The following is a 19718-nucleotide window of genomic DNA, read 5'->3' as shown; positions in this document are numbered from 1 at the left end:
GGCATGGCCTCGCCCCGTTCCGCCTCCGCACGCGTGGGGGCCGGCGGCTGGATCACGCTGCTCGTCCTGACGGCGGTGGCCCTGCTCGCCGGCTGGCAGCCGGCGAGCGTCTGGGCGGAGACCGGGGTGGCGACGCTGACGACGGCGCCGGGATGGGAGTGGATGCCTGAGGCCAATGTGCCGACCCCGGTCGCCCCGCTGCGCGCCGGGCCGGTCGGCGAACCCACCCTGCCGGTGTGGATCGTCGACCTGGTGGGCGTACTCGTCATGCTCGTCGTGGCGCTGGCCTGGCTGCGCGCGGCGGGGATGCGGCATCCGTTTCCCGGCCGCGGACGGGCGTTCTGGCGGGCCTTCTTCGTCACGGTGACGGCCCTCGCCGCTGCCGGCGCCGTGCGCAGCATCGGCATGAGCCTGATCGTGCCCGCCGGGTGGGATGTGTCCATGACGGCGCTGCTGGGCACGGTCGTCGTGTCGGCGGCCATGGGAGCAGTGCTCGGCGTGCTGGTCGGTGCGCTCGCCGCTCTTGCGAGTCGGCCCGAGCCGCCACGGAGGCAGAGCCCGCGGCGTGCAGGACGTCAGCCCGATCCGTTCCGGGAGCTGGGGCTGCGCTGACGGTTCGTACCGCACCGTCGTCGCCGCACACCACCGCGCGCTACCGCGAAGACAGCCGCTCGAGGCTCATGCCGTGATGACCTGCGCGGTGCCCGTCACGGCATCCGGACCCATCTCGGCCGCGATGCGGTTGGCCTCTTCGATGAGCGTCGCAACGATCTCCGACTCGGGCACCGTCTTGATGACCTGCCCCTTCACGAAGATCTGCCCCTTGCCGTTGCCCGACGCAACCCCCAGGTCGGCCTCGCGCGCCTCGCCCGGACCGTTCACGACGCAACCCATGACGGCCACTCGCAGTGGCACCGTCATGTCCTTCAGCCCCTCGGTCACCGAGTCGGCGAGCGTGTACACGTCCACCTGGGCACGCCCGCACGACGGGCACGAAACGATCTCGAGCGTGCGCTCGCGCAGATTCAGCGACTGCAGGATCTGGTGCCCGACCTTGACCTCTTCGGCGGGCGGCGCCGACAGCGAGACGCGGATCGTATCGCCAATACCCTCGGCGAGCAGGATGCCGAAGGCCGTCGCCGACTTGATCGTCCCCTGGAACGCGGGACCCGCCTCGGTCACCCCGAGGTGCAACGGCCAGTCGCCGCGCTCGGCCAGCTGCCGATACGCCTTGACCATCACGATCGGGTCGTTGTGCTTGACCGAGATCTTGAAGTCGTGGAAGTCGTGCTCTTCGAACAGCGACGCCTCCCACACCGCACTCTCCACGAGCGCCTCGGCCGTCGGCTTGCCGTACTTCTCGAGCAGACGCTTGTCGAGCGAACCCGCATTGACGCCGATGCGCAACGACACCCCGGCGGCCTTCGCTGCCGCAGCGATCTCACCCACGTTCCCGTCGAACTGGCGGATGTTGCCCGGGTTCACGCGCACGGCGGCGCACCCCGCGTCGATCGCCTGGAAGATGTACCGCATCTGGAAGTGGATGTCGGCGATCACCGGGATCTGGCTCTTCTGCGCGATGATGTGCAGCACGTCGGCGTCGTCTTGGGATGGCACGGCGACCCGCACGATCTCGCACCCTGACGCCGTCAGCTCGGCGATCTGCTGCAGCGTGGCGTTGATGTTCGTCGTCGGCGTCGTCGTCATCGACTGCACACTCACCGGCGCGTCGCCGCCGACGAGCACCTTGCCGACCGCGATCTGGCGGCTCTTGCGGCGCGGCGCGAGGACTTCCGGCACACGCGGGATCCCGAGATTGACGGCTGGCACGCCTAAGAGCCTACGCCGCACGGGCTGGCGAAAGGCTCAATGCTCAGCGGCTGTCCATGCCCGCAGACGGTGCGTGCTAGCCTGACGCCATGCTCACGCACGCATCCTGGTGCACTGCCTCCTAGTCGGGTGCGTGCGAGTTCTGCGACCGGTCCTTCTTCGTGGGCGACCGCCCGGACTCCACGAAAGGCCCCCATGACCGGCGTCGACCGAATCTCGCAGCTGCGCGCCGAGGGCGCCCCGTTCGCACTGCTCGCCCGTGAGCGGTCCGACGTCGTCGAGGTGCTCACCGGCGAGGTGGTGGATGTCGACCTGCTCGCCGACATCCCCCTCATCGGAGACGACGGGTCACCGCGCGAGGTGCTGGCCCTCGTGCCGTACCGGCAGGTGCGCGAGCGCGGCTTCGAGGCGCATGACGACGCGGCGCCGCTGCGCTGCCTCATCGTGCGCGAGCGCGCCGAGGTGCCGCTCGCCGATGCCCTGACCGGGCTTCCCCATGAGCCGGTGCCGCTGCGCGACGCCGGGTTCGACATCGCCGACGACGCATACGCGGGCATCGTGCGACGTGTGATCGCCGACGAGATCGGCCGCGGCGAGGGTGCGAACTTCGTGATCCGCCGCGACTACACCGCCGGCGTCGACACGGACCCGGTGACCGCCGCCCTCACGTGGTTCCGGGCCCTGCTCGAACACGAGCGCGGCGCCTACTGGACGTTCCTCGTCTCCACCCCCGGGCACATCGCCGTCGGCGCAAGCCCCGAGGCCCATGTCAGCGCGATCGACGGCGTCGTCACGATGAACCCGATCTCGGGCACCTTCCGCCACCCCGCCGGCGGCGCGACGGTCGAGACGCTCACCGCGTTCCTGCAGTCGACGAAAGAGACCGAGGAGCTCTTCATGGTCGTCGACGAGGAGTTGAAGATGATGAGCGCCGTCTGCACCGACGGCGGCCGCATCACCGGGCCGCACCTCAAGGAGATGTCGCGCCTGACGCACACCGAGTACGTGCTGCGCGGGCGCAGCCGCAGGGATCCGCGCGACATCCTGCGCGAGACGATGTTCGCCCCCACCGTCACCGGCTCACCGATGCAGAACGCCTGCGCGGTCATCGCCCGGCACGAGCAGAGGCCCCGCGGCTACTACTCCGGCGTAGCGGCGCTGTTCACTCCGCGCACGACGCTCACCGCCGACGAAGCGACCCACGATCTGGATGCGCCGATCCTCATCCGCACCGCCTACCTGCAGGACGGCAGGCTGCGCGTACCGGTGGGTGCGACGCTCGTGCGGCACTCCGACCCGCACGGCGAGGTGAGCGAGACGCACGGCAAGGCGGCGGGCGTGCTCGGCGCGATCGGCGCCGTGCCGCGCGGCACCGTCGTCGCCGACGAGGACGCCCCGGCGGCCGAGCCGCAGCTGCTGGCCGGCGCGCCGGGCATCGCCTCGCTGCTGGCCTCGCGCAACGCACGGCTGGCCGAGTTCTGGCTGAACCCGCAGCCCCCCGACGCCGGGCCGTTCGCGGGGCAGCGGACGGTGGTGGTGGATGCCGAGGACCGCTTCACCACGATGCTCGCCCATCAGCTGCGGCACCTCGGGCTCGAGGTCGAGATCGCGGCATGGGATGCGGTCGCCGACGACCAGGTGCGTGACGCCGAGCTCGTCGTCGCCGGCCCCGGCCCCGGCGACCCGCGCGAGGCGGACAGCCCCCGCATGCGACGCATGCGCGAGGTCGTGGCGCAGCGACGCGCATCGGGGCGGCCGCTGCTGGCGGTGTGCCTGAGCCACCAGATCCTTGCCGACGGGCTCGGCATCGACCTCGTACCGCTGGACCAGCCGCATCAGGGCGTGCAGAAGACGGTGGATGTCTTCGGTCGGCCGGCATCGATCGGTTTCTACAACACGTTCACGGCACGGGTCGCACCGGGAACGCCGCGCGTGGGCCCGGCCGAGATCGCCGCGGACGCGGCATCCGGCGACGTCTACGCCCTGCGCGGACCGGGCTTCGCCTCTGTGCAGGGCCACCTCGAGTCGATCCTGTCGCGCGACGGTATGGCGACCCTCGAGCGGCTGGCAGCGCACGCGCTGTCCGACGTGCCGCTAGTCGCCGAAGAGTGACATCGGGTTGATCAGGTCGGCGAGGATCAGCACCGCGCCCATGGCGATCAGTGCCACCACGACCACGAACGTCACGGGCACGAGCTTCGTGGCATCCACCGGCTTCGGGGGCGGACGCCCGAACAGCTTCGCCCACGCCCGCTTGAGCCCGTCCCACAGCGCGACCACCACGTGACCGCCGTCCAGCGGCAGCAGCGGGATGAGGTTGAAGACGAACAGCGCGATGTTCAGCGACCCGAGCAGCATCAGGATCGTGGCGATGCGGTCGATCACCGGCGCGTCAGCGGATGCCACGTCTCCGGCGATGATCCCGACGCCCACCACGCTGAGGGGTCCGTCGGGGTCACGCTCGGCACCGGTGACGAGAGTGGCGGCCGTGTCCCACACCATGACGGGCAGCTTCACGATGATGGCGGCGACCTGACCGACCTTCTCGAACGCGAACGCGGGGCCCTCCCAGAGCGGGCGGTGCACGAGCTCGGCGGTGGGGCGGATGCCGAGGAACCCGGTCTGCTCCCCTGGCGCGCCGACGGCGGCCGGTGTCACGACGAGGGTCTGCTCGACCCCGTCGCGCTGAATCACCACCGACAGCATCTCGCCCGGTGATGCCGCGACGATGCCGGCCACGTCGTCGAACGTCGACACGGCGATGCCGTCGATCGAGACGATCGTGTCGCCCGGCTGGAATCCGGCGGTCACGGCCGGCGGCGGGGCATCGGCCGGCGTGCACACGCTGCTGTCCGTCGCCGGTACGCACTCCGACAGCGCCGACACAGTCGATGTGGCCGTCTGCATGCCGATGCCGCTGAACACGATCGTGAACAGCACGATCGCCAGCAGCAGGTTCATGATCGGACCCCCGAGCATGATGATGATGCGCTTGTGGACGGGCAGCCGGTAGAAGACGTTCTCGTCGGCGTCGCCATGCAGCGTCTCCTCGTTGGCCGCCCGAGCGTCCTGCACCATCGTCGCGAAGAAGCCGCCACCGGCGCGGCCGGCCGAACCCGCTCCCCGAGCCTGTAGAGGGGTGGGCGGATACATCCCCGCCATGGAGATGTAGCCGCCGATCGGCAGTGCCTTGACGCCGTACTCGGTGCCGCGGATCGTCCGCGACCACAGCGTGGGACCGAACCCGACCATGTACTGCCCGACGCGGACGCCGAACTTCTTCGCGGGCAGCAGGTGACCCAGCTCGTGCAGCGCGATCGACACCGCGAGGCCGACGAGCATCACGACGATGCCGATGACGAAGAGCAGGACGGTCACCCGTCCACGGTACCCGCGGCACGTGTGCGCCTGCTCTGAGCAACCCGGGGAGGGGCCGTGAGACGATGGAGTGTTCGCGACGATCGACGTTGCACATCCCCGCGAGAGGTTCCATGAAGGTCAACAACGCGCCCGTGCTGCGCCCCGCACACCCCGAGCCCCGGCCGCTCCTCGAGTTCGCCACTCACTTCGCCGTCACCACGATCGGCGATGTGTCCGGGCTGTCGACGACGGGAGCGACGGTCTCCAGCGTCGACGTACGACCCGGCGAGCTGTTCATCGCCCTGCACGGCGTGGCGCGGCAGGGCCCCCAATTCGGCGCGCGTCGCCACGGCGCCGAGTTCGCCGATCAGGCCGTCGCCAACGGGGCCATCGCGATCGTCACCGACACGATGGGCCTGGCACTGGCACGCTACAGCGGACTGCCGATCTTCGTCATGGACAACCCTCGCCGACACGTGGCCGAGATCGCGTCGTGGGCCTTCGGCAACGACGGGCGGATGCCGCTCATGCTCGGTGTGACCGGCACGAACGGCAAGACCTCGACAGTGCACCTACAGCACGAGATCCTGTCGGCGCTGGGTCGCACGAACGCCCTGTCGTCGTCGGCGCGCCGCATCGTGGCCGATACCGAGGTCACCGCGAAGCTGTCGACGCCGGAGGCCAGCGAGCTGCACGCGATCGTCGCCTACGGGCGCGAGCGGGGCGTCGAGGCGATGTGCCTCGAGGTGAGCGTGCAGGCGATCATCCACGGCCGCAGCGCGGGGTTCGTCTTCGACGTCGCCGGTTTCACGAACCTGCAGCTGGACCATCGCGAAGACTTCGCGAGCATGGACGACTACCTGCGCGCCAAGGCGACGATGTTCCAGAACGGCACCGCGCGCAGGGCGGTCGTGTCGCTCGACACGGTCGCCGGCCGCACGGTGGCCGAGCTCGCCGACTGCCCTGTGACGACGATCGCAACGCCGGAGATCGCCGAGGATCGCGCACTCGCCGAGTCGGCGCAGTGGATCGCCCGCATGACCGCCGAGCGCGTCAACGCGACCGCGTTCACCCTCGACGGCCCCGACGGGCAGCACGTCGAGTCGAAGGTGCCGGCGCTGGGTGCGCACATGGTCGCCAATGCGGCGATGGCCATCGTGATGCTGGTGGAGGCAGGCATCCCGTGGGACGACATCGTCCGTGTCATCGACGGTCGCATCCCCGGCTTCCTGCCCGGTCGCACCCAACTGGTGTCGACGGGGCGCGGACCCGTCGTGTACATCGACTTCGCGCACACCTCCGACGCGATCGCGATGACGGCGGCCGCCGTGCGCCGGGTCACGCCCGGAAAGGTCATCGTGATCTTCGGGGCCGACGGCTCGCGCGACGGAACCAAACGCCCCATCATGGGCCGCGCCGCGTCGGCGAACTCGGACGTCGCCATCGTCAGCGACTACAACCCGCGCTGGGAGGACCCCGACGTCATCCGAGCACAGCTGTACGAAGGCGCGGCCGAGACCCCGCCCGCGGGCGGTCTGTTCGACATCGCCGACCCCGAGGAGGCGATCGACAAGGCCGTGTCGCTAGCGGTCGACGGCGACGCGATCCTGTGGTGCGGACCCGGCCACCAGGACTTCCTCGACGTGCGCGGCACGCGCGTGGCGTACGACTTCCCGCAGCTTTCCCTCGACGCGCTGCGACGTCACGGCTGGGAATGAGATGCGTCAGCCCGCCGCGATCGCGCGGTCAGCGGCCGCGCGCGCCCATTCCTCTGCCGCACCGAGCGACTCGCGCGTGAGCTCGTCGGGGGCGTCGTGCGCCTCGACAACCCGCAGGACGGTGTCGACGATCCCCGGGAACGTCAGGTGCCCCGCGTGGAAGGCGTCGACGGCCTGCTCGTTGGCGGCGTTGAACACCGCGGGGTAGGTGCGCCCGGCGGTGCCGACCCGCTTGGCGAGCGAGACCGCGGGGAAGGCCTCCTCGTCGAGCGGTTCGAAGGTCCAGGATGCCGCGGTGCGCCAGTCCAGCGGAGCACCCACTCCACCGACCCGGTGCGGCCAGTCCAGCCCCAGCGAGATCGGCAGCCGCATGTCGGGCGGCGAAGCCTGCGCGATCGTGGAGCCGTCGACGAACTCCACCATCGAGTGCACGATCGACTGCGGATGCACGACGACCTCGATGTCGTCGTAGGGCACGCCGAACAGAAGATGCGCCTCGATCACCTCGAGGCCCTTGTTGACCAGCGTCGCCGAGTTGGTGGTGACCACGCGCCCCATGTCCCACGTCGGGTGGGCCAGGGCTTCGGCGGGGGTCACGGCGTCGAGCGATTCTCGCGAGCGTCCGCGGAACGGGCCGCCGGAGGCCGTGAGCACGAGCCGACTCACCTCGGAGCGCTCCCCAGCCCGCAGCGCCTGGGCGATCGCCGAGTGCTCGGAGTCGACGGGGACGATCTGTCCCGGCTGGGCGAGGGCGGTCACGAGCTCGCCGCCGACGATGAGTGACTCCTTGTTCGCCAGCGCGAGGGTACGCCCGGCCTGCAGCGCCGCGAGCGTCGGACCGAGCCCGACCGAGCCGGTGATGCCGTTGAGCACGACATCCGCCTCGACGTCGCGGACCAACTGTTCGGCCTCGTCGGCACCGAGCGCCGTGTGCTCCACGCCGAACGTGTCGGCCTGCTGCTGCAGGCCAGCGCGGTCTGTGCCGGCGGCCAGACCCACCACCTCGAAACGGCGGGGGTTCGCCCGGATGACCTCGAGCGCCTGCGTGCCGATCGACCCGGTCGATCCCAGCACGATGACCCGACGCATCCGGTCAGCCTATCGGTCCTGGGCCGGCGCCGCTCAGCCGGTGACGGCCCGCTCAACGCCGAGGATGTCGACCACGAACACCAGCGTCTCGCCGGTGAGGTCGTTCTCGTTGATCTCGCCCTCGCCGTACGCGAAAGCCGGCGGAATCACCACGAGCACCTGCGAGCCGACCGTCTGGCCTTCCAGCGCCTGGCGGAAGCCGTCGACGACACCCGTCGTCGAGAAGGCCGCCGCGGAACCGCGGTCCCAGCTGGAGTCGAACACCGTGCCGTCGGACCACTTGACGCCCGTGTACTGCACGAAGGCGGTGTCGCCCGGCTCGACCACGGGGCCGTCCCCGACCTTCAGTTCGGCGATCTGCACCTCGGTGGGGGCGTCGCCGCCGGGAAGGGTGATCGTCGGTGCGCCATCGTCGGCGAGCTCGACCGTCGGCATCCCGTCGACCGGGTCTTGCGCCTCGCCCTCGGCGCGCGTGCTCAGCCGTTCGCTGCTCGAGGCGATGATGGCCACGGGCGTGCCGCCGTCGCCGAAGGCGGAGCCGGGGATCGTCATGGCGACCGTCGATCCGGCCGGGAGGCACTCGAGCGCCGCGACGAAGATCGAGTAGTTCTGCGCATCCAGCAGCATGGGCACGAAGCCGGTGTCATCGGGCGACTGGGTCGACGAGTCGGTGAGCACGTCCCCGGTCGTGGCGTCGAGGACGGTGTACGACCCCGAGACCAGGTCGCCCACCTGTAGGTCGTCGCCCGTGCCTTCGGAGATGACGGTCCGCTGGATGTCGGCGAACTCCAGCCCCTCGGGGACGGTCGCGGTGAACGTGGGCGCCGTGCCCTCGACCTCGATCGCGTCGGAGTCGCTGCCGGGCGCCGCATCGAGCATGCAGTTCGCGTCGGGCGTGCTGGTGACCTCGGGCTCGTCCGGCGTGCTCGCACAGCCGGCGAGCAGGACGCCGGTGATCGCGACGGCGGACAGGGCGAGAAGGGGGCGGATGCGCACGGAGGACCTCACTGTTGTCGGACATCCCATCCTGTCGCACTCTCCCTTTGATCCTGCTGAACGTCGGCCGCGCATCGTCGTCATGTCGCGGCAGGAATGAGCCGACGAGCACCCTCTACGGGTGACGTCCACCTACGCCCTCGGCCGGTTCGTCCTCGCACCGCTCGCGCGGGCCGTGTACCGGCCGCACGTCGAGGGACGCGAGAACGTCCCCCGACAGCGGTCGGTGGTCTTCGCCAGCGATCACCTGTCGTTCATCGACTCGTTCGCCATCCCGATCACCGCCCCGCGCGCCGTGAACTTCCTCGCGAAGGCCAGCTATTTCGAGGGCACCGGGCTGCGCGGAGGTCTCTCCCGCTGGTTCTTCCGTGCGATCGGCGCGTCACCGGTGCAGCGCGGTGCGGGCCGGGCCGGAGTCGACGCCCTCGAGGTGCCCCGGCGGCTACTCGAGGCCGGGCACGCTGTCGCCCTCTACCCCGAGGGCACGCGGTCCCGCGACGGACGCCTGTACAAGGGGCGCACAGGTGTGGCTTTCCTGGCGCTGCAGACCGGCGCACCGGTGGTACCGGTGGGCCTGATCGGCACCGATCGCGCCATGCCTGTGGGCGCGAAGTTCCCGTCCCTCAGGGAACGGGTCACGGTGCGCTTCGGCAAACCGCTCGATCTCAGCCACCCCGGCCCCGCGAGCTCAGGCCGGCCGCGCCGCGCCGCCACCGACGACATCATGTCGGCCATCCACGCGCTGTCGGGTCAGGCTCTCGCCAACGCCTACAACGAAGTACCCGCCGCGGCCCCGCTCGACCGCCTCCGGCAGGCACTGCCGCACGAGCGACGCTGAACTCCCGGTTATACCGCCACCTCGATGGTCGCGTCGTGATGCACCGGGAAGTTCACCGACGCGGCGATGAAGCACCATTCGTGCGCGGTGTCGTGGGCGGTGCGCGCCGCATCCACCATCGACGCGTCCGCCACCGTCACCGTGGGGCGCAGCTCGACCTCGGCGAACGACCCGCCGCCCTTGCCGTCCAGCAGCATGAGCCCGGTCGCCTCGTCACGATAGGCGACCACGACCACCCCAGCCTGCACGCATGCGTGCAGGTACGACAGCAGATGGCACTCCGACAGCGCGGCGACCAGCATGTCCTCGGGGTTCCACCGGCTGCGATCGCCATGGAAGGAGCGGTCGGCCGAGGCCAGCAGCGCGGGCTTGCCATCGACAGTCATGGTGACATCGCGGTCGTAGTCGCGGTAACCGCTGGTGCCCGTGCCGCGGTTGCCGGTCCACTCGGCCTGTACCCGATAGCGGTGCTCGCCCCACATGGTGCCAGTCTCGCACACACCCCAGCGGCGGTAGGCTCGGGGCGTGCTCGAAACCGTCGCCGCTGCCGATGCCGTACCCCTCGCCGTCGTGGAACGCAGCGGATTCGTCGAGTCCCGGCACGTGGGCATCGCCGTCGTCCTCGCACCCGACGGGACCGAGGCCGCCCGCCACGGCAACGCCGACGCGCTGATCCTGCCGCGGTCGAGCCTCAAGCCCCTGCAGGCGCTGGGGAGCCTCACGGCCGGCGCCGCCCTCGAGGGCGCAGCCCTGGGCCTCGCGACAGCGAGCCACTCCGGCACCGACCGTCACGTCGCCGTCGTGCGTGACATCCTCGACGCGGCCGGCCTCACCGAGGACGCCCTGGGCTGTCCGCCGGCCTGGCCCGGTGACACCGCCACCCGCGACGAGCTGGTGCGCGCGCACGCCGGGCCCAGCCGGCTACGGATGAACTGCTCGGGCAAACACGCGGCGATGCTGCTGGCGTGCCGTGCGTCGGGCTGGGCGGTCGACGACTACCTCGACCCGGCGCACCCGCTGCAGGCGCACATCCGCGAGGTGGTCGAGCGGATGACGGGCGAGAAGCCCGCGGTGACCGCTGTGGACGGATGCGGCGCGCCGGTGTATGCGATGTCGCTCAGCGCCCTGGCCCGCGGCATCCATCGCCTGGGAACCGCCTCGGAACGCTCGCCGTTCGCCCTGCACCGCAGTGCCGGCACGATCGTGCGCACCGTGGGCGAGAACCCGTGGACGATCGACGGACCGGGCCGGCCCGACACGGTCGTCGCCGAGCAGCTGGGCGTGTTCGCGAAGGGCGGCGCCGAGGGCGTCATGGTGATGGTCGCCCCCGACGGCACGACCGTGGCGCTGAAGATGCTCGACGGGTCGGGCCGTGCGGCATCCGTCGTCGCACTGCAGCTGCTCGCCGACGCCGACGCGCTTTCGGCGACGCAGGCGGCCGACGCGGCATCCCGTCTCGCCCTGACCGTCACCGGCGGCGGGCACGACGTCGGGGCCATCCGCGCGGCCATCGGCCAGTGAGGGGAACATCATGAGGGTATCCGTACCCACCGAGGTGAAGAACAACGAGTTCCGAGTCGCCCTGACACCGGCCGGCGTGCACGATCTGGTCGCCCAGGGGCACGACGTGTTCGTGCAGCGCGGCGCGGGCGCCGGGTCGTCGATGGCCGACGTCGAGTACGCCGAGGCGGGCGCGACCCTGCTCGATGACGCCGCCGAGGTGTGGGCGCGCGCCGAGCTGATGCTGAAGGTCAAGGAGCCGATCGCGAGCGAGTACGGCCTGTTCCGTGACGACCTCGTGCTGTTCACCTACCTGCACCTGGCCGCCGACCGACCGCTCACCGACGCGCTGGTGCGCAGCGGCATCACCGCCATCGCGTATGAGACGGTGCAGCTGACCGGCGGCGGGCTGCCGCTGCTCGCGCCGATGAGCGAGGTCGCGGGCCGCCTGGCGCCGATCGTCGGCTCGACGACGCTCATGCGCTCCTCCGGCGGCCTCGGCCTGCTCATCTCGGGTGTTCCCGGAACCCGCCCGGCCCAGGTCACCGTCATCGGCGGCGGTGTGGCCGGCGCCAACGCCGCCTACATCGCCGCGGGCATGGGGGCCGATGTCACCATCTTCGACACGAACATCCACCGTCTGCGTCACCTGGACGACCACTTCCAGGGCCGGGTGCGCACGGCCGCATCGAACCCCCTCGACCTCGACCGTGCGGTCGTGCAGTCCGACCTCGTCGTCGGGTCGGTGCTCGTGCCGGGCGCCAAGGCGCCGAAGCTCGTGACCAACGACATGGTCGCGCGGATGCGCCCGGGCTCGGTGCTCGTCGACATCGCCGTGGACCAGGGCGGATGCTTCGCCGACACCCACCCGACGACCCACGACGACCCCACCTTCGCCGTGCACGGGTCGATGTTCTACTGCGTCGCCAACATGCCCGGGACCGTGCCGAACACGTCGACCACGGCACTGACCAACGCGACCCTGCCGTACGTGCGGCGGATCGCCCGCGACGGCTGGCGGGCCGCGATGCATACGGATGCCGCGCTCGCCGCGGGGCTGAACGTCGCCGGCGGCGTCGTGGTCAACGAGGGTGTGGCCACCGCCCACGGTCAGGCACTCGCCTCGCTGGCCGATGCGATCGCCTGACCGGCCTCAGCGTTCCGGCGCCGGCAGCACGATGCGGCGCACGGCACCCGACGGACCGATGTGCCAGGCCCGGTCGTCGCCGTCGCGTGCGTACGGCGGCAGGTCGCGCACGCCGCTGAGCGCACGGAACTCGCCGGCGCACGACGTGGACACGACCGCGCCGCCGTCTGCGCGCACGGTGCTCCAGAGCCCCCACTGACGCTGCCACCCGTCAGGGTCGCCGACCACCACGGTGCGCACGCCGCCGAGCTGGGCGGCACGAGTGCCCGGGTCGAGCTCGTCGAGCTGCAGGATGCGGCAGTCCGGGCCGGCCGCGGCTGCCAGGCTCAGCGCGGTCATGCGCGGTGAGCGCGCGGCGACGACGGTCAGCTCGGCGGTGGGATGCCACGGCGCGGCACCGCACGAGTCGGCCGATTCCGGCACGGAACTGCCCGTCACGAGGGCGAACTGCAGCGGCCTCCCGTCGAGCATCGCCCGGCCCGCCGGCGCATCGCGGTCGAAGTCGGCCGCCTCACCGCCGGCGGCGACATGGTCCAGCCGTGTGGGCAGTGCCAGCAGCGCGCGCCGCGGCAGCAGCTCGGCGATGCGTGCCGTCGGGCCCGACAACCGCTGGGCGGTGATCACGAAGGTGAGCTCGTGGTCCCCTCCGCGCCGCACGAGGCGTTCCAGCGTGCCGGCGAACATCGCCGCATAGTCGGGCGGGAAGGCAGCGATCTGCGCGTCGAGATCGTCGATGAGCACCAGCGCCCCACGCGGCGGACGCTCGCTCAGCCGGGTGAGGGCGTCCCACGCCTGCTCGGTTCCGCCGCCGACACGGTGCACGTCACCGGGACCGGCCTGCGACATCACCAGGTCGAGCACCGCCGACTTCCCGGTGCCGGGACCGCCCACCACCACGAGGCCGCGGTCGGTGCCGGGCACGAGGGCGACCACGGGCTGCCGCTGCCGCTCGGGCTCGTCGGCCAGACCGAGGATCAGGCCGGGTCGATCGATGCGCGCAGCCAGCGTGTCGAGCTGCAGGTGCGCGGGGAGCGCAGGCAGCCAAGGCCGGTGCGGGCGGGCCCCGTGCGCGGCCCCCGCGCGGATGCGTTCCAGATCGGCGTCTTCGGTCAGCGCGATGCGCACGATCTGCGGCGTGCTGTCTCCCGCGCGACGGAGGAGCGCCAGTCCGCGGGCATCCTCGTCGCCCGGCAGTCGCGCGGCCTCGTCGGTGGCGATGACGGCGCGACTGTCACCGGGATCGGTCACACGCAGGCTGATGCGCAACGGGCAGTTCGCCAGCACCGCGTCGCGCACCACCCCGCCGATGCGCTGCGCCCCGAGCACGAGGTGCATGCCCAGTGCGCGTCCGCGCGCGGCGATGTCGGCGAACACGGCGTGCAGGTGCGGGTGGTCGGCGACGAGTGCGGCAAACTCGTCGACGACGATGACCAGTCGCGGCAGGTGGCCGCCGGCATCCCGGATGTCTCGCACCCCGCGGCGCGCCAGTTCCGCCTCGCGACGCCGCAGCTCGGCGCGCAGGCTCTCGATCGCCCGGCGGGCGCCGCCGCCGTCGAGGTCGGTGAGCACTCCTGTCACATGCGGCAGGTCGGCGAGCCGATCGAACGCGGTGCCGCCCTTGAAGTCGGCGAGCAGGAAGCACACCTCGGCCGGGGTGCGCGTGGCGCACAGAGCGGCGATCCAGGTCGTCAGCAGTTCGCTCTTACCGCTGCCGGTGACTCCGGCCACCACCGCGTGCGGGCCGTCCGCGACGAGGTCGACAGCGGCCACCCCCTCGGCGTCGTGCGCCACGGGGACGCGCAGCCCTCGCGCATCCGCCACGCTCTCCCGCAGCAGATCGGACAGCAGTACCGGGGGTGGTGGCGAGGGCAGTGCACCGTCGGCCGCTGCCGCCAGGGTCGTCGCGAGGGCCTGCGCCTGCACCAGCGAGAGCCCTTCGACGGCCACCTGCTGGCGCACCGCACCCTGTTCGAGGAGCGCGTCGGGCACCGCACGCAGCGTGAGCACCGCTGCGCACCGCCGGGGTACGGGCGCACCGGGAGCCGCGATCGCGATCACGACGTCGGCATCGCCGGCGACCCGCTCACCGGGTGCGACGAACGCCAGGCGGCGCCCCCGGCCGCGCACGTGCGGCAGCCTCTGCGTCCATGCCTCGGCCGCCGGCGCCTGCACGAGGCACAGTCGGTCGGGCGGATGCGCGAGGCACAGTTGCAGCACCAGGGCGCGCGCGACCGCGAGCGCTGGCGGGAAAGGACCCACCACGCACACCCCCGCCGGCGCGGGCACCGACACCGGTACGTCGGTGAGCGTTGCCGCAGAGCGACGCAGGGCGGCCGTGTCGGCGTCGTCGCCTCCCCCGACCACACGTGCCCGGCTCTGGCCGATGCCGCGACCGACGACCAGCGCGTCATCGCGCTCGGCCGCCGCCCGCCACACGTCTGCGGGGCGCTGCACGAGCGCACCGGCATCGGGCAGCACCGCCCAGTGCTGGGCCCGCTCGATGCTGTGCTGCTGCACCAGTTGCGCTCGGGCACGGTCAGCGGCTGCACGGCCCTCGGCGTCCGCTCGGCGGCGCTCCCGGTTCTGGGCGCGCGCCCCGTCGACCACGGTGGCCACCGCGATGAGCGGGCCGAGTGCGGCGAACAGCAGCATGAACATCGACCCGGTGACGAGCCACATCACGATCGCGGCGCCGACGGGCACGACCGCCGCGACGACCGGGAACGGCGCGCGGCGGGCCGGCGCGGCGGGGGTGGGCAGCACGATCGGCTCGGCATCGGGTCCAGCATGAGGCCCCGGATGAGGCACGGTGCGGAGGTCTCGGGTCACGTGACCAGTCAACGCCCCCACGGCACGGGTGCCGTGCCGACATCGACGATCGGTGGACTACTCGTCGCCTTCGGCCCCTGTGGAGGAAGGATCGCCGCGGAACACGTTGAGCACGATCACCGTGACGTTGTCGCGGCCGCCGTTCTCGAGCGCCGCATCGAGCATCGCCTGCACAGCCGGCGCCGGCTCGGGGTTCTCGGCGAGGAAGTGCGCGATACCGAAGTCGGTGAGCTCCTTGGTGAGACCATCCGAGCAGATCACGAATCGGTCGCCGTCGACGATCTCGATGCGCACGTAGTCGGGGGTCACCCCGTCGCTGGGGCCGACCGCACGGGTGATGACGTTGCCGTACGGGTGATTGTCGGCCTCTTCCGGGCTGAGCCGCCCCGCCGCGATGAGCTCTTGAACCACTGAGTGGTCGGTGGTGATCTGCACGAACGTCTCGTCCCGCAGCAGGTACACGCGCGAGTCACCGATGTTCAGCGACATGAACGCCTCGCGGGGACCGGAGGCATCCACGAACAGCCCCGTGACGGTCGTTCCCGTTCCCTCGTCCGTCGCGTCGGGGTGCGCGGCGATGTCCTTCACCGCGCGCGCGAGCGCCTTCTCGATGGCCTTCGTCGTGACCGGACCTCCGCCGAGCACCCCGCGCAGCCGGTCGATCGCGCTCGCGCTGGCGATCTCTCCGCCCACATGGCCGCCCATGCCATCGGCAACGATGAACAGCGGGAACTCGGCCAGCACCGCGTCTTGATTGACGTCGCGACGACGCCCCACATCGGTCGCCTCGGCCCACTCCAGCCGCACCTGCTGCCCGTCTTTGAGGGCGAACGCGCGCGCATGTCCCGAGATGTCACCCACGTGGTGTTGTCCCTTCGTCCGCACCTGACGTCCCGCGGCGTGCGCGGCGTCCCTCATCCTACTGGACGGCTCCAGCGACTCCGCGGGTCACGCAGCCGGATCGGCCGGGAGCGGGAAGATCGCATCGATCGCGTCGAGGTCGTCGTCGGTCGGCGTCCAGGCCGTCGCGGCGGCCGCATTCGCCGTCGCCTGCTCGGGCGTCGTCGCCCCCGCGATCACGCTGCACAGCGCCGGTTGCGCGAGCAGCCAGCCGAACGTGGCCTCGAGCATCGTGATGCCGCGCTCGTCGCAGAACCGCCGGTACGCATCCAGCGCGTCCCACGGGGCGTTCTCGTACACGTGCGGGCGCTGGCGCATGATGCGTGTGTCGGCCGGGGCACTGTCACGCGTGAACTTGCCGGTGAGCAGCCCGTTGTACAGCGGGAAGTACGGCAGGAAGCCGAGCCCGAACCGCTCTGCCGCCGGCAGCACCTCGCGCTCGGCGCCGCGCGCCAGCAGACTGTAGTGGTTCTGTGCCGACACGAACGGCACCGTGCGGCGGGCGTCGGCGATCAGCGCCGCCTCGGCGACCTGCCAGCCTGCGAAGTTCGAGTGCCCGAGGTAGCGCACCTTGCCCTCGCGCACGAGGTCGGAGAGGGCCTCGAGGGTCTCGGCGATGGGAGTGGCCGGGTCGGGCGTGTGCAGCTGGTAGAGATCGATCCGGTCGGTCTGCAGGCGGGTGAGGGATGCCTCGACCGCCTGCCGCACGGACGCGCGGGAGCCCTTGCTGCCGAGGAATCCCTTCGGGCTCGGTACCCCGCTGTGGCCGAACTTCGTCGCCAGCACCACCTCGTCGCGCCGACCCTGCAACGCCTGACCCATCAGCGTCTCGCTGAGCCCGGGCTCCTTGCCGTACATGTCCGCCGTGTCGAGCAGTGTGATGCCCGCATCGAGAGCGGCGTCGATCACCGCGCGCGTGCCTTCGAGCGACTCGGTGCGGCTGCCGGCACGGCCGAAGTTGTTGCAGCCGAGACCCGCCGCAGAGACGAGAAGTCCGGATTCGCCTACGCGGCGCGTTGCGTCAGTCATATGTTCCACGCTATCGGTGAATGCCGACGGCAACCGTAGACGAGAAGCCCCCCGCATCGCGAGGGGCTTCTCGATCGAGATCCCGATCAGACCTTCGGGGCCTCGGGGGGCTCGGGCGCTGCGGGCGGCTCTGGAGCGGCCGGGGGCACCGGAGGAGCGGCCGGCGGTGCGGGCGGAGTGGGCTGTGCCGGGGACTGCTGGCCCGCGGGCGGCGCGTACCCCTGCGGGGCCTCCTTGACAGGGTTCGCCGGGTAGCCGCCGGCGGGAACCTGGCTAGGGATGCCGGCCCAGGTGGTGTTGTCGGTGAGGAACTTGCCTGCCCACGGCGCCGCGGGGATCGCGGTGTTCCAGCGCGACTTGTCGAAGGCGTTGATGCCCATCCACACGATCGAGAGGAAGAAGTACAGGATGAGCCAGACGGCCTCCTTCTGCAGCTTCAGACCCACACGCCATGCGGCCATGAGCGTGTAGAGGAAGAGCGCGAGTCCGATCAGCCAGCCGAGCACCGGAATCCAGCCGAGCACGATCACGCCGCCCCACAGGGCGAGCAGCCACCACGGGTTGAGGTCGCCGAGCTTCACGAAGATCAGGGTGTTGTACGCGGGGATCCACGCCCGCCACTTTCCTTGGACGCCCGCCTTCTCGAAGATCTTCATCAAGAACCACGAGAAGATCACGTAGGCGATGACCGCGAAGATCAGCCAGCCGACGATCAGCCCCAAGTATGCGGCAGCGATGGCTGCACTGTATGAATCGGTGAGGGTGAATGCCATGGACGTCCTCCTGAAGTTTCGGTCGTGGCACGAGCACGGTCGCTTAATGCGCCGCAGACGCCACCCTACCCATAATCGGCACTCCCTGAAAAGAACCTGAGCGTATCGTGTCCGATCACGGCAGAGGTCATTCCACGACCAAGTTGCACTCCCCCGGTGTGCCCTGTCGCAGAACCAGGCCGGCACCGGTAGCCCAGCGCCGCAGCGCTGCGGGTGAACCGATCCTGGGCCGGGACTGTGCGAGCGCGCGCAGCAGTACCCCCTTCGCGTGCTTGTTGAAGTGGTTCAGCGCCCGGGTTGCTCCCGACTCGTCCTCGGTGACTACGCGCAGGAACACCGACGACACCTCGGCCGGAACCGGCCCGAGCGCGACGTACGCCTCCGAGCGCAGATCGAGCACGAAAGACGGCGACTGCTCTGCGAGCGCCGCCGTGACGGCATCCGCCCACACTCTCCGCAGTGAGCCGAGACCGGGAACCGACGCGTTCGCGGCCAGTCGATAGGCCGGAATGCCGTCCAGCGCGCCCACCGGCCCGAGCGGCGCCGAGTGGATGAGCACGTTGCGACCCAGCCAGCGCCGGGCGGTGGCGTCGAGGGATGCCGCGCCCAGCGCGTCGTAGAGCACCCCCGTGTAGCGATCGACGGCGGGGAGCGTCGGCGCCGTGCGCACGCGCGCGTTGACCTCCACCTGATCGAGCTGGCGGGCGCTGAGCTTCAGCACCCGGGCGGCGGCGTCCGGGTGCGCCGAGAGCTCTTCCAGAGCAGACAGCGCCGCCTCGCGCTGCGCGGCGAGGCCGGGCAACGCGAGGCGGTCGAGGTCGAGCGGTGCCCCGTCGCCGCCGGAGCGCTTCGTCTCCGACGGCGGCAGCAGGATCAGCATCCGGCTGCTATCAGATGAGCTGGGCGTGACCGGCGACGATCGTGACGACGTCGCCTTCCATCGAGAGGAATCCGTCGCGGGCGTCGGCCTTCACACGTTCGCCGTCCGTCCCCGTGATGCGTACCTCGCCCTCTGCGAGGATACCGAGAATCGGCTCGTGACCGGCCATGATGCCGATCTCGCCTTCGACGGTCTTGGCGACGACGATCGTCGCCTCTCCGGTCCAGACCTCCGCATCGGCGGAGACCAGGCTCACGCTGAGCGGCATGTCAGCCGTTCTCCTTCTGGATCTGCGCCCACTTCTCCTCCACGTCGCCGATGCCGCCGACGTTGAAGAACGCCTGCTCGGCGACGTGGTCGAAGTCGCCGCGGACGATCGCATCGAACGACTCGATGGTCTCCTTGATCGGCACCGTGGAGCCCTCGACACCCGTGAACTTCTTCGCCATGTAGGTGTTCTGCGAGAGGAACTGCTGGATGCGGCGTGCACGCGACACCACGATCTTGTCCTCTTCGGAGAGCTCGTCGACACCGAGGATCGCGATGATCTCCTGCAGTTCCTTGTTCTTCTGCAGGATCTGCTTCACGGCGGTGGCGACGCGGTAGTGGTCCTCGCCGATGTAGCGCGGGTCGAGGATGCGGCTCGTCGAGGCGAGCGGATCGACCGCGGGGTACAGACCCCTCGATGCGATCTCACGGCTCAGCTCGGTCGTCGCGTCGAGGTGGGCGAAGGTCGTCGCCGGTGCCGGGTCGGTGTAGTCGTCGGCGGGCACGTAGATCGCCTGGAGCGAGGTGATCGAGTGGCCGCGCGTCGAGGTGATGCGCTCCT

At 70.9% G+C, this 19718-nt stretch carries 17 protein-coding genes and 1 pseudogene; 6 read left to right on the top strand and 12 right to left on the bottom strand.

Annotation, left to right across the window (positions count from 1 at the left end; translation table 11 throughout):
• Nucleotides 1–3: 3 nt before the first annotated feature.
• Nucleotides 4–612 carry a hypothetical protein gene (locus ACK5IN_RS06510; RefSeq protein WP_416895386.1) on the top strand — a complete coding sequence of 203 codons (609 nt, stop codon included), beginning with the start codon at nt 4–6 and terminating at the stop codon, nt 610–612.
• Nucleotides 613–678: 66 nt separating this feature from the next.
• Here ACK5IN_RS06510 and ispG read toward each other — a convergent pair whose 3' ends face one another.
• Nucleotides 679–1809 (bottom strand): flavodoxin-dependent (E)-4-hydroxy-3-methylbut-2-enyl-diphosphate synthase, encoded by a 1131-nt coding sequence (ispG, locus tag ACK5IN_RS06505; RefSeq protein WP_416895394.1) that lies wholly within the window; start codon nt 1807–1809, stop codon nt 679–681.
• 216 nt (nt 1810–2025) lie between these two features.
• On the opposite strand from ispG, the gene ACK5IN_RS06500 reads away from it, so the two are divergent.
• Nucleotides 2026–3942 (top strand): anthranilate synthase family protein, encoded by a 1917-nt coding sequence (locus tag ACK5IN_RS06500; protein WP_416895385.1) that lies wholly within the window; start codon nt 2026–2028, stop codon nt 3940–3942.
• Here ACK5IN_RS06500 and ACK5IN_RS06495 read toward each other — a convergent pair.
• Nucleotides 3925–5208 (bottom strand): M50 family metallopeptidase, encoded by a 1284-nt coding sequence (locus tag ACK5IN_RS06495; protein WP_416895384.1) that lies wholly within the window; start codon nt 5206–5208, stop codon nt 3925–3927. The two genes, ACK5IN_RS06500 and ACK5IN_RS06495, sit on opposite strands and share 18 nt — an antisense overlap.
• 113 nt (nt 5209–5321) lie before the next feature.
• Between ACK5IN_RS06495 and ACK5IN_RS06490 the strand changes: the two genes are divergently transcribed.
• Nucleotides 5322–6908 (top strand): Mur ligase family protein, encoded by a 1587-nt coding sequence (locus ACK5IN_RS06490; RefSeq protein ID WP_416895383.1) that lies wholly within the window; start codon nt 5322–5324, stop codon nt 6906–6908.
• A 6-nt stretch (nt 6909–6914) separates the two neighbouring features.
• Here the strand turns inward: ACK5IN_RS06490 and dxr are convergent, their stop codons facing one another.
• Both dxr and ACK5IN_RS06480 read right to left on the bottom strand, forming a co-directional pair.
• Nucleotides 6915–7997, bottom strand: coding sequence for a 1-deoxy-D-xylulose-5-phosphate reductoisomerase (gene dxr / locus ACK5IN_RS06485; protein ID WP_416895382.1), 1083 nt, complete (start codon nt 7995–7997; stop codon nt 6915–6917).
• 33 nt (nt 7998–8030) lie between these two features.
• Nucleotides 8031–8993 (bottom strand): FKBP-type peptidyl-prolyl cis-trans isomerase, encoded by a 963-nt coding sequence (locus ACK5IN_RS06480; RefSeq protein WP_416895381.1) that lies wholly within the window; start codon nt 8991–8993, stop codon nt 8031–8033.
• A gap of 121 nt (nt 8994–9114) precedes the next feature.
• Between ACK5IN_RS06480 and ACK5IN_RS06475 the strand changes: the two genes are divergently transcribed.
• A complete protein-coding gene (locus ACK5IN_RS06475) occupies nt 9115–9831 on the top strand; it encodes a lysophospholipid acyltransferase family protein (RefSeq protein ID WP_416895380.1) in 717 nt (238 codons plus the stop codon).
• An 8-nt stretch (nt 9832–9839) separates the two neighbouring features.
• Here the strand turns inward: ACK5IN_RS06475 and ACK5IN_RS06470 are convergent, their stop codons facing one another.
• Entirely contained in the window at nt 9840–10313 is a 474-nt protein-coding gene (locus tag ACK5IN_RS06470; protein WP_416895379.1) for an OsmC family protein, read from the bottom strand.
• A gap of 43 nt (nt 10314–10356) precedes the next feature.
• Here ACK5IN_RS06470 and ACK5IN_RS06465 point away from each other — a divergent pair, with 43 nt between their 5' ends.
• Nucleotides 10357–11352, top strand: a complete 996-nt coding sequence (locus ACK5IN_RS06465) for an asparaginase (RefSeq protein ID WP_416895378.1) — start codon at nt 10357–10359, stop codon at nt 11350–11352.
• A 10-nt stretch (nt 11353–11362) separates the two neighbouring features.
• Entirely contained in the window at nt 11363–12478 is a 1116-nt protein-coding gene (ald, locus tag ACK5IN_RS06460) for an alanine dehydrogenase (RefSeq protein ID WP_416895377.1), read from the top strand.
• A 6-nt stretch (nt 12479–12484) separates the two neighbouring features.
• Here ald and ACK5IN_RS06455 read toward each other — a convergent pair whose 3' ends face one another.
• From ACK5IN_RS06455 to ACK5IN_RS06425, 7 genes and pseudogenes are all read right to left on the bottom strand, one after another.
• Nucleotides 12485–15307 carry an FtsK/SpoIIIE domain-containing protein gene (locus ACK5IN_RS06455; RefSeq protein ID WP_416895376.1) on the bottom strand — a complete coding sequence of 941 codons (2823 nt, stop codon included), beginning with the start codon at nt 15305–15307 and terminating at the stop codon, nt 12485–12487.
• A 57-nt stretch (nt 15308–15364) separates the two neighbouring features.
• Nucleotides 15365–16168, bottom strand: coding sequence for a PP2C family protein-serine/threonine phosphatase (locus ACK5IN_RS06450; protein ID WP_416895375.1), 804 nt, complete (start codon nt 16166–16168; stop codon nt 15365–15367).
• Nucleotides 16169–16255: 87 nt separating this feature from the next.
• A complete protein-coding gene (locus ACK5IN_RS06445; protein ID WP_416895374.1) occupies nt 16256–17236 on the bottom strand; it encodes an aldo/keto reductase in 981 nt (326 codons plus the stop codon).
• A gap of 86 nt (nt 17237–17322) precedes the next feature.
• The gene (locus tag ACK5IN_RS06440) at nt 17323–18009 is read right to left on the bottom strand and encodes a large exoprotein (protein ID WP_416895373.1); all 687 of its coding nucleotides are present in this window, start codon (nt 18007–18009) and stop codon (nt 17323–17325) included.
• Nucleotides 18010–18136: 127 nt separating this feature from the next.
• Entirely contained in the window at nt 18137–18889 is a 753-nt protein-coding gene (locus ACK5IN_RS06435; protein WP_416895372.1) for a YaaA family protein, read from the bottom strand.
• Nucleotides 18890–18899: 10 nt separating this feature from the next.
• Nucleotides 18900–19157, bottom strand: coding sequence for a F0F1 ATP synthase subunit epsilon (locus ACK5IN_RS06430; protein WP_416895371.1), 258 nt, complete (start codon nt 19155–19157; stop codon nt 18900–18902).
• Nucleotide 19158: 1 nt separating this feature from the next.
• Nucleotides 19159–19718 (bottom strand): annotated as a pseudogene (locus tag ACK5IN_RS06425) (F0F1 ATP synthase subunit beta); the annotation flags it as partial.

It is taken from the genome of Microbacterium sp. (assembly GCF_047971895.1).
Taxonomy (GTDB): Bacteria; Actinomycetota; Actinomycetes; order Actinomycetales; family Microbacteriaceae; genus Microbacterium.
Note: the sequence above shows the minus strand (reverse complement) of the source record. Positions and strands in the feature narration are given on the sequence as shown.

Excerpts from the sequence above, each read along its gene's own strand:
- ACK5IN_RS06510 (WP_416895386.1), top strand. The coding sequence starts at position 4 with ATGGCCTCGCCCCGTTCCGCCTCCGCACGCGTGGGGGCCGGCGGCTGG.
- ACK5IN_RS06500 (WP_416895385.1), top strand. The coding sequence starts at position 2,026 with ATGACCGGCGTCGACCGAATCTCGCAGCTGCGCGCCGAGGGCGCCCCG.
- ACK5IN_RS06490 (WP_416895383.1), top strand. The coding sequence starts at position 5,322 with ATGAAGGTCAACAACGCGCCCGTGCTGCGCCCCGCACACCCCGAGCCC.
- dxr (WP_416895382.1), bottom strand. The coding sequence starts at position 7,997 with ATGCGTCGGGTCATCGTGCTGGGATCGACCGGGTCGATCGGCACGCAG.
- ACK5IN_RS06470 (WP_416895379.1), bottom strand. The coding sequence starts at position 10,313 with ATGTGGGGCGAGCACCGCTATCGGGTACAGGCCGAGTGGACCGGCAAC.
- ald (WP_416895377.1), top strand. The coding sequence starts at position 11,363 with ATGAGGGTATCCGTACCCACCGAGGTGAAGAACAACGAGTTCCGAGTC.
- ACK5IN_RS06445 (WP_416895374.1), bottom strand. The coding sequence starts at position 17,236 with ATGACTGACGCAACGCGCCGCGTAGGCGAATCCGGACTTCTCGTCTCT.
- ACK5IN_RS06440 (WP_416895373.1), bottom strand. The coding sequence starts at position 18,009 with ATGGCATTCACCCTCACCGATTCATACAGTGCAGCCATCGCTGCCGCA.
- ACK5IN_RS06435 (WP_416895372.1), bottom strand. The coding sequence starts at position 18,889 with ATGCTGATCCTGCTGCCGCCGTCGGAGACGAAGCGCTCCGGCGGCGAC.
- ACK5IN_RS06430 (WP_416895371.1), bottom strand. The coding sequence starts at position 19,157 with ATGCCGCTCAGCGTGAGCCTGGTCTCCGCCGATGCGGAGGTCTGGACC.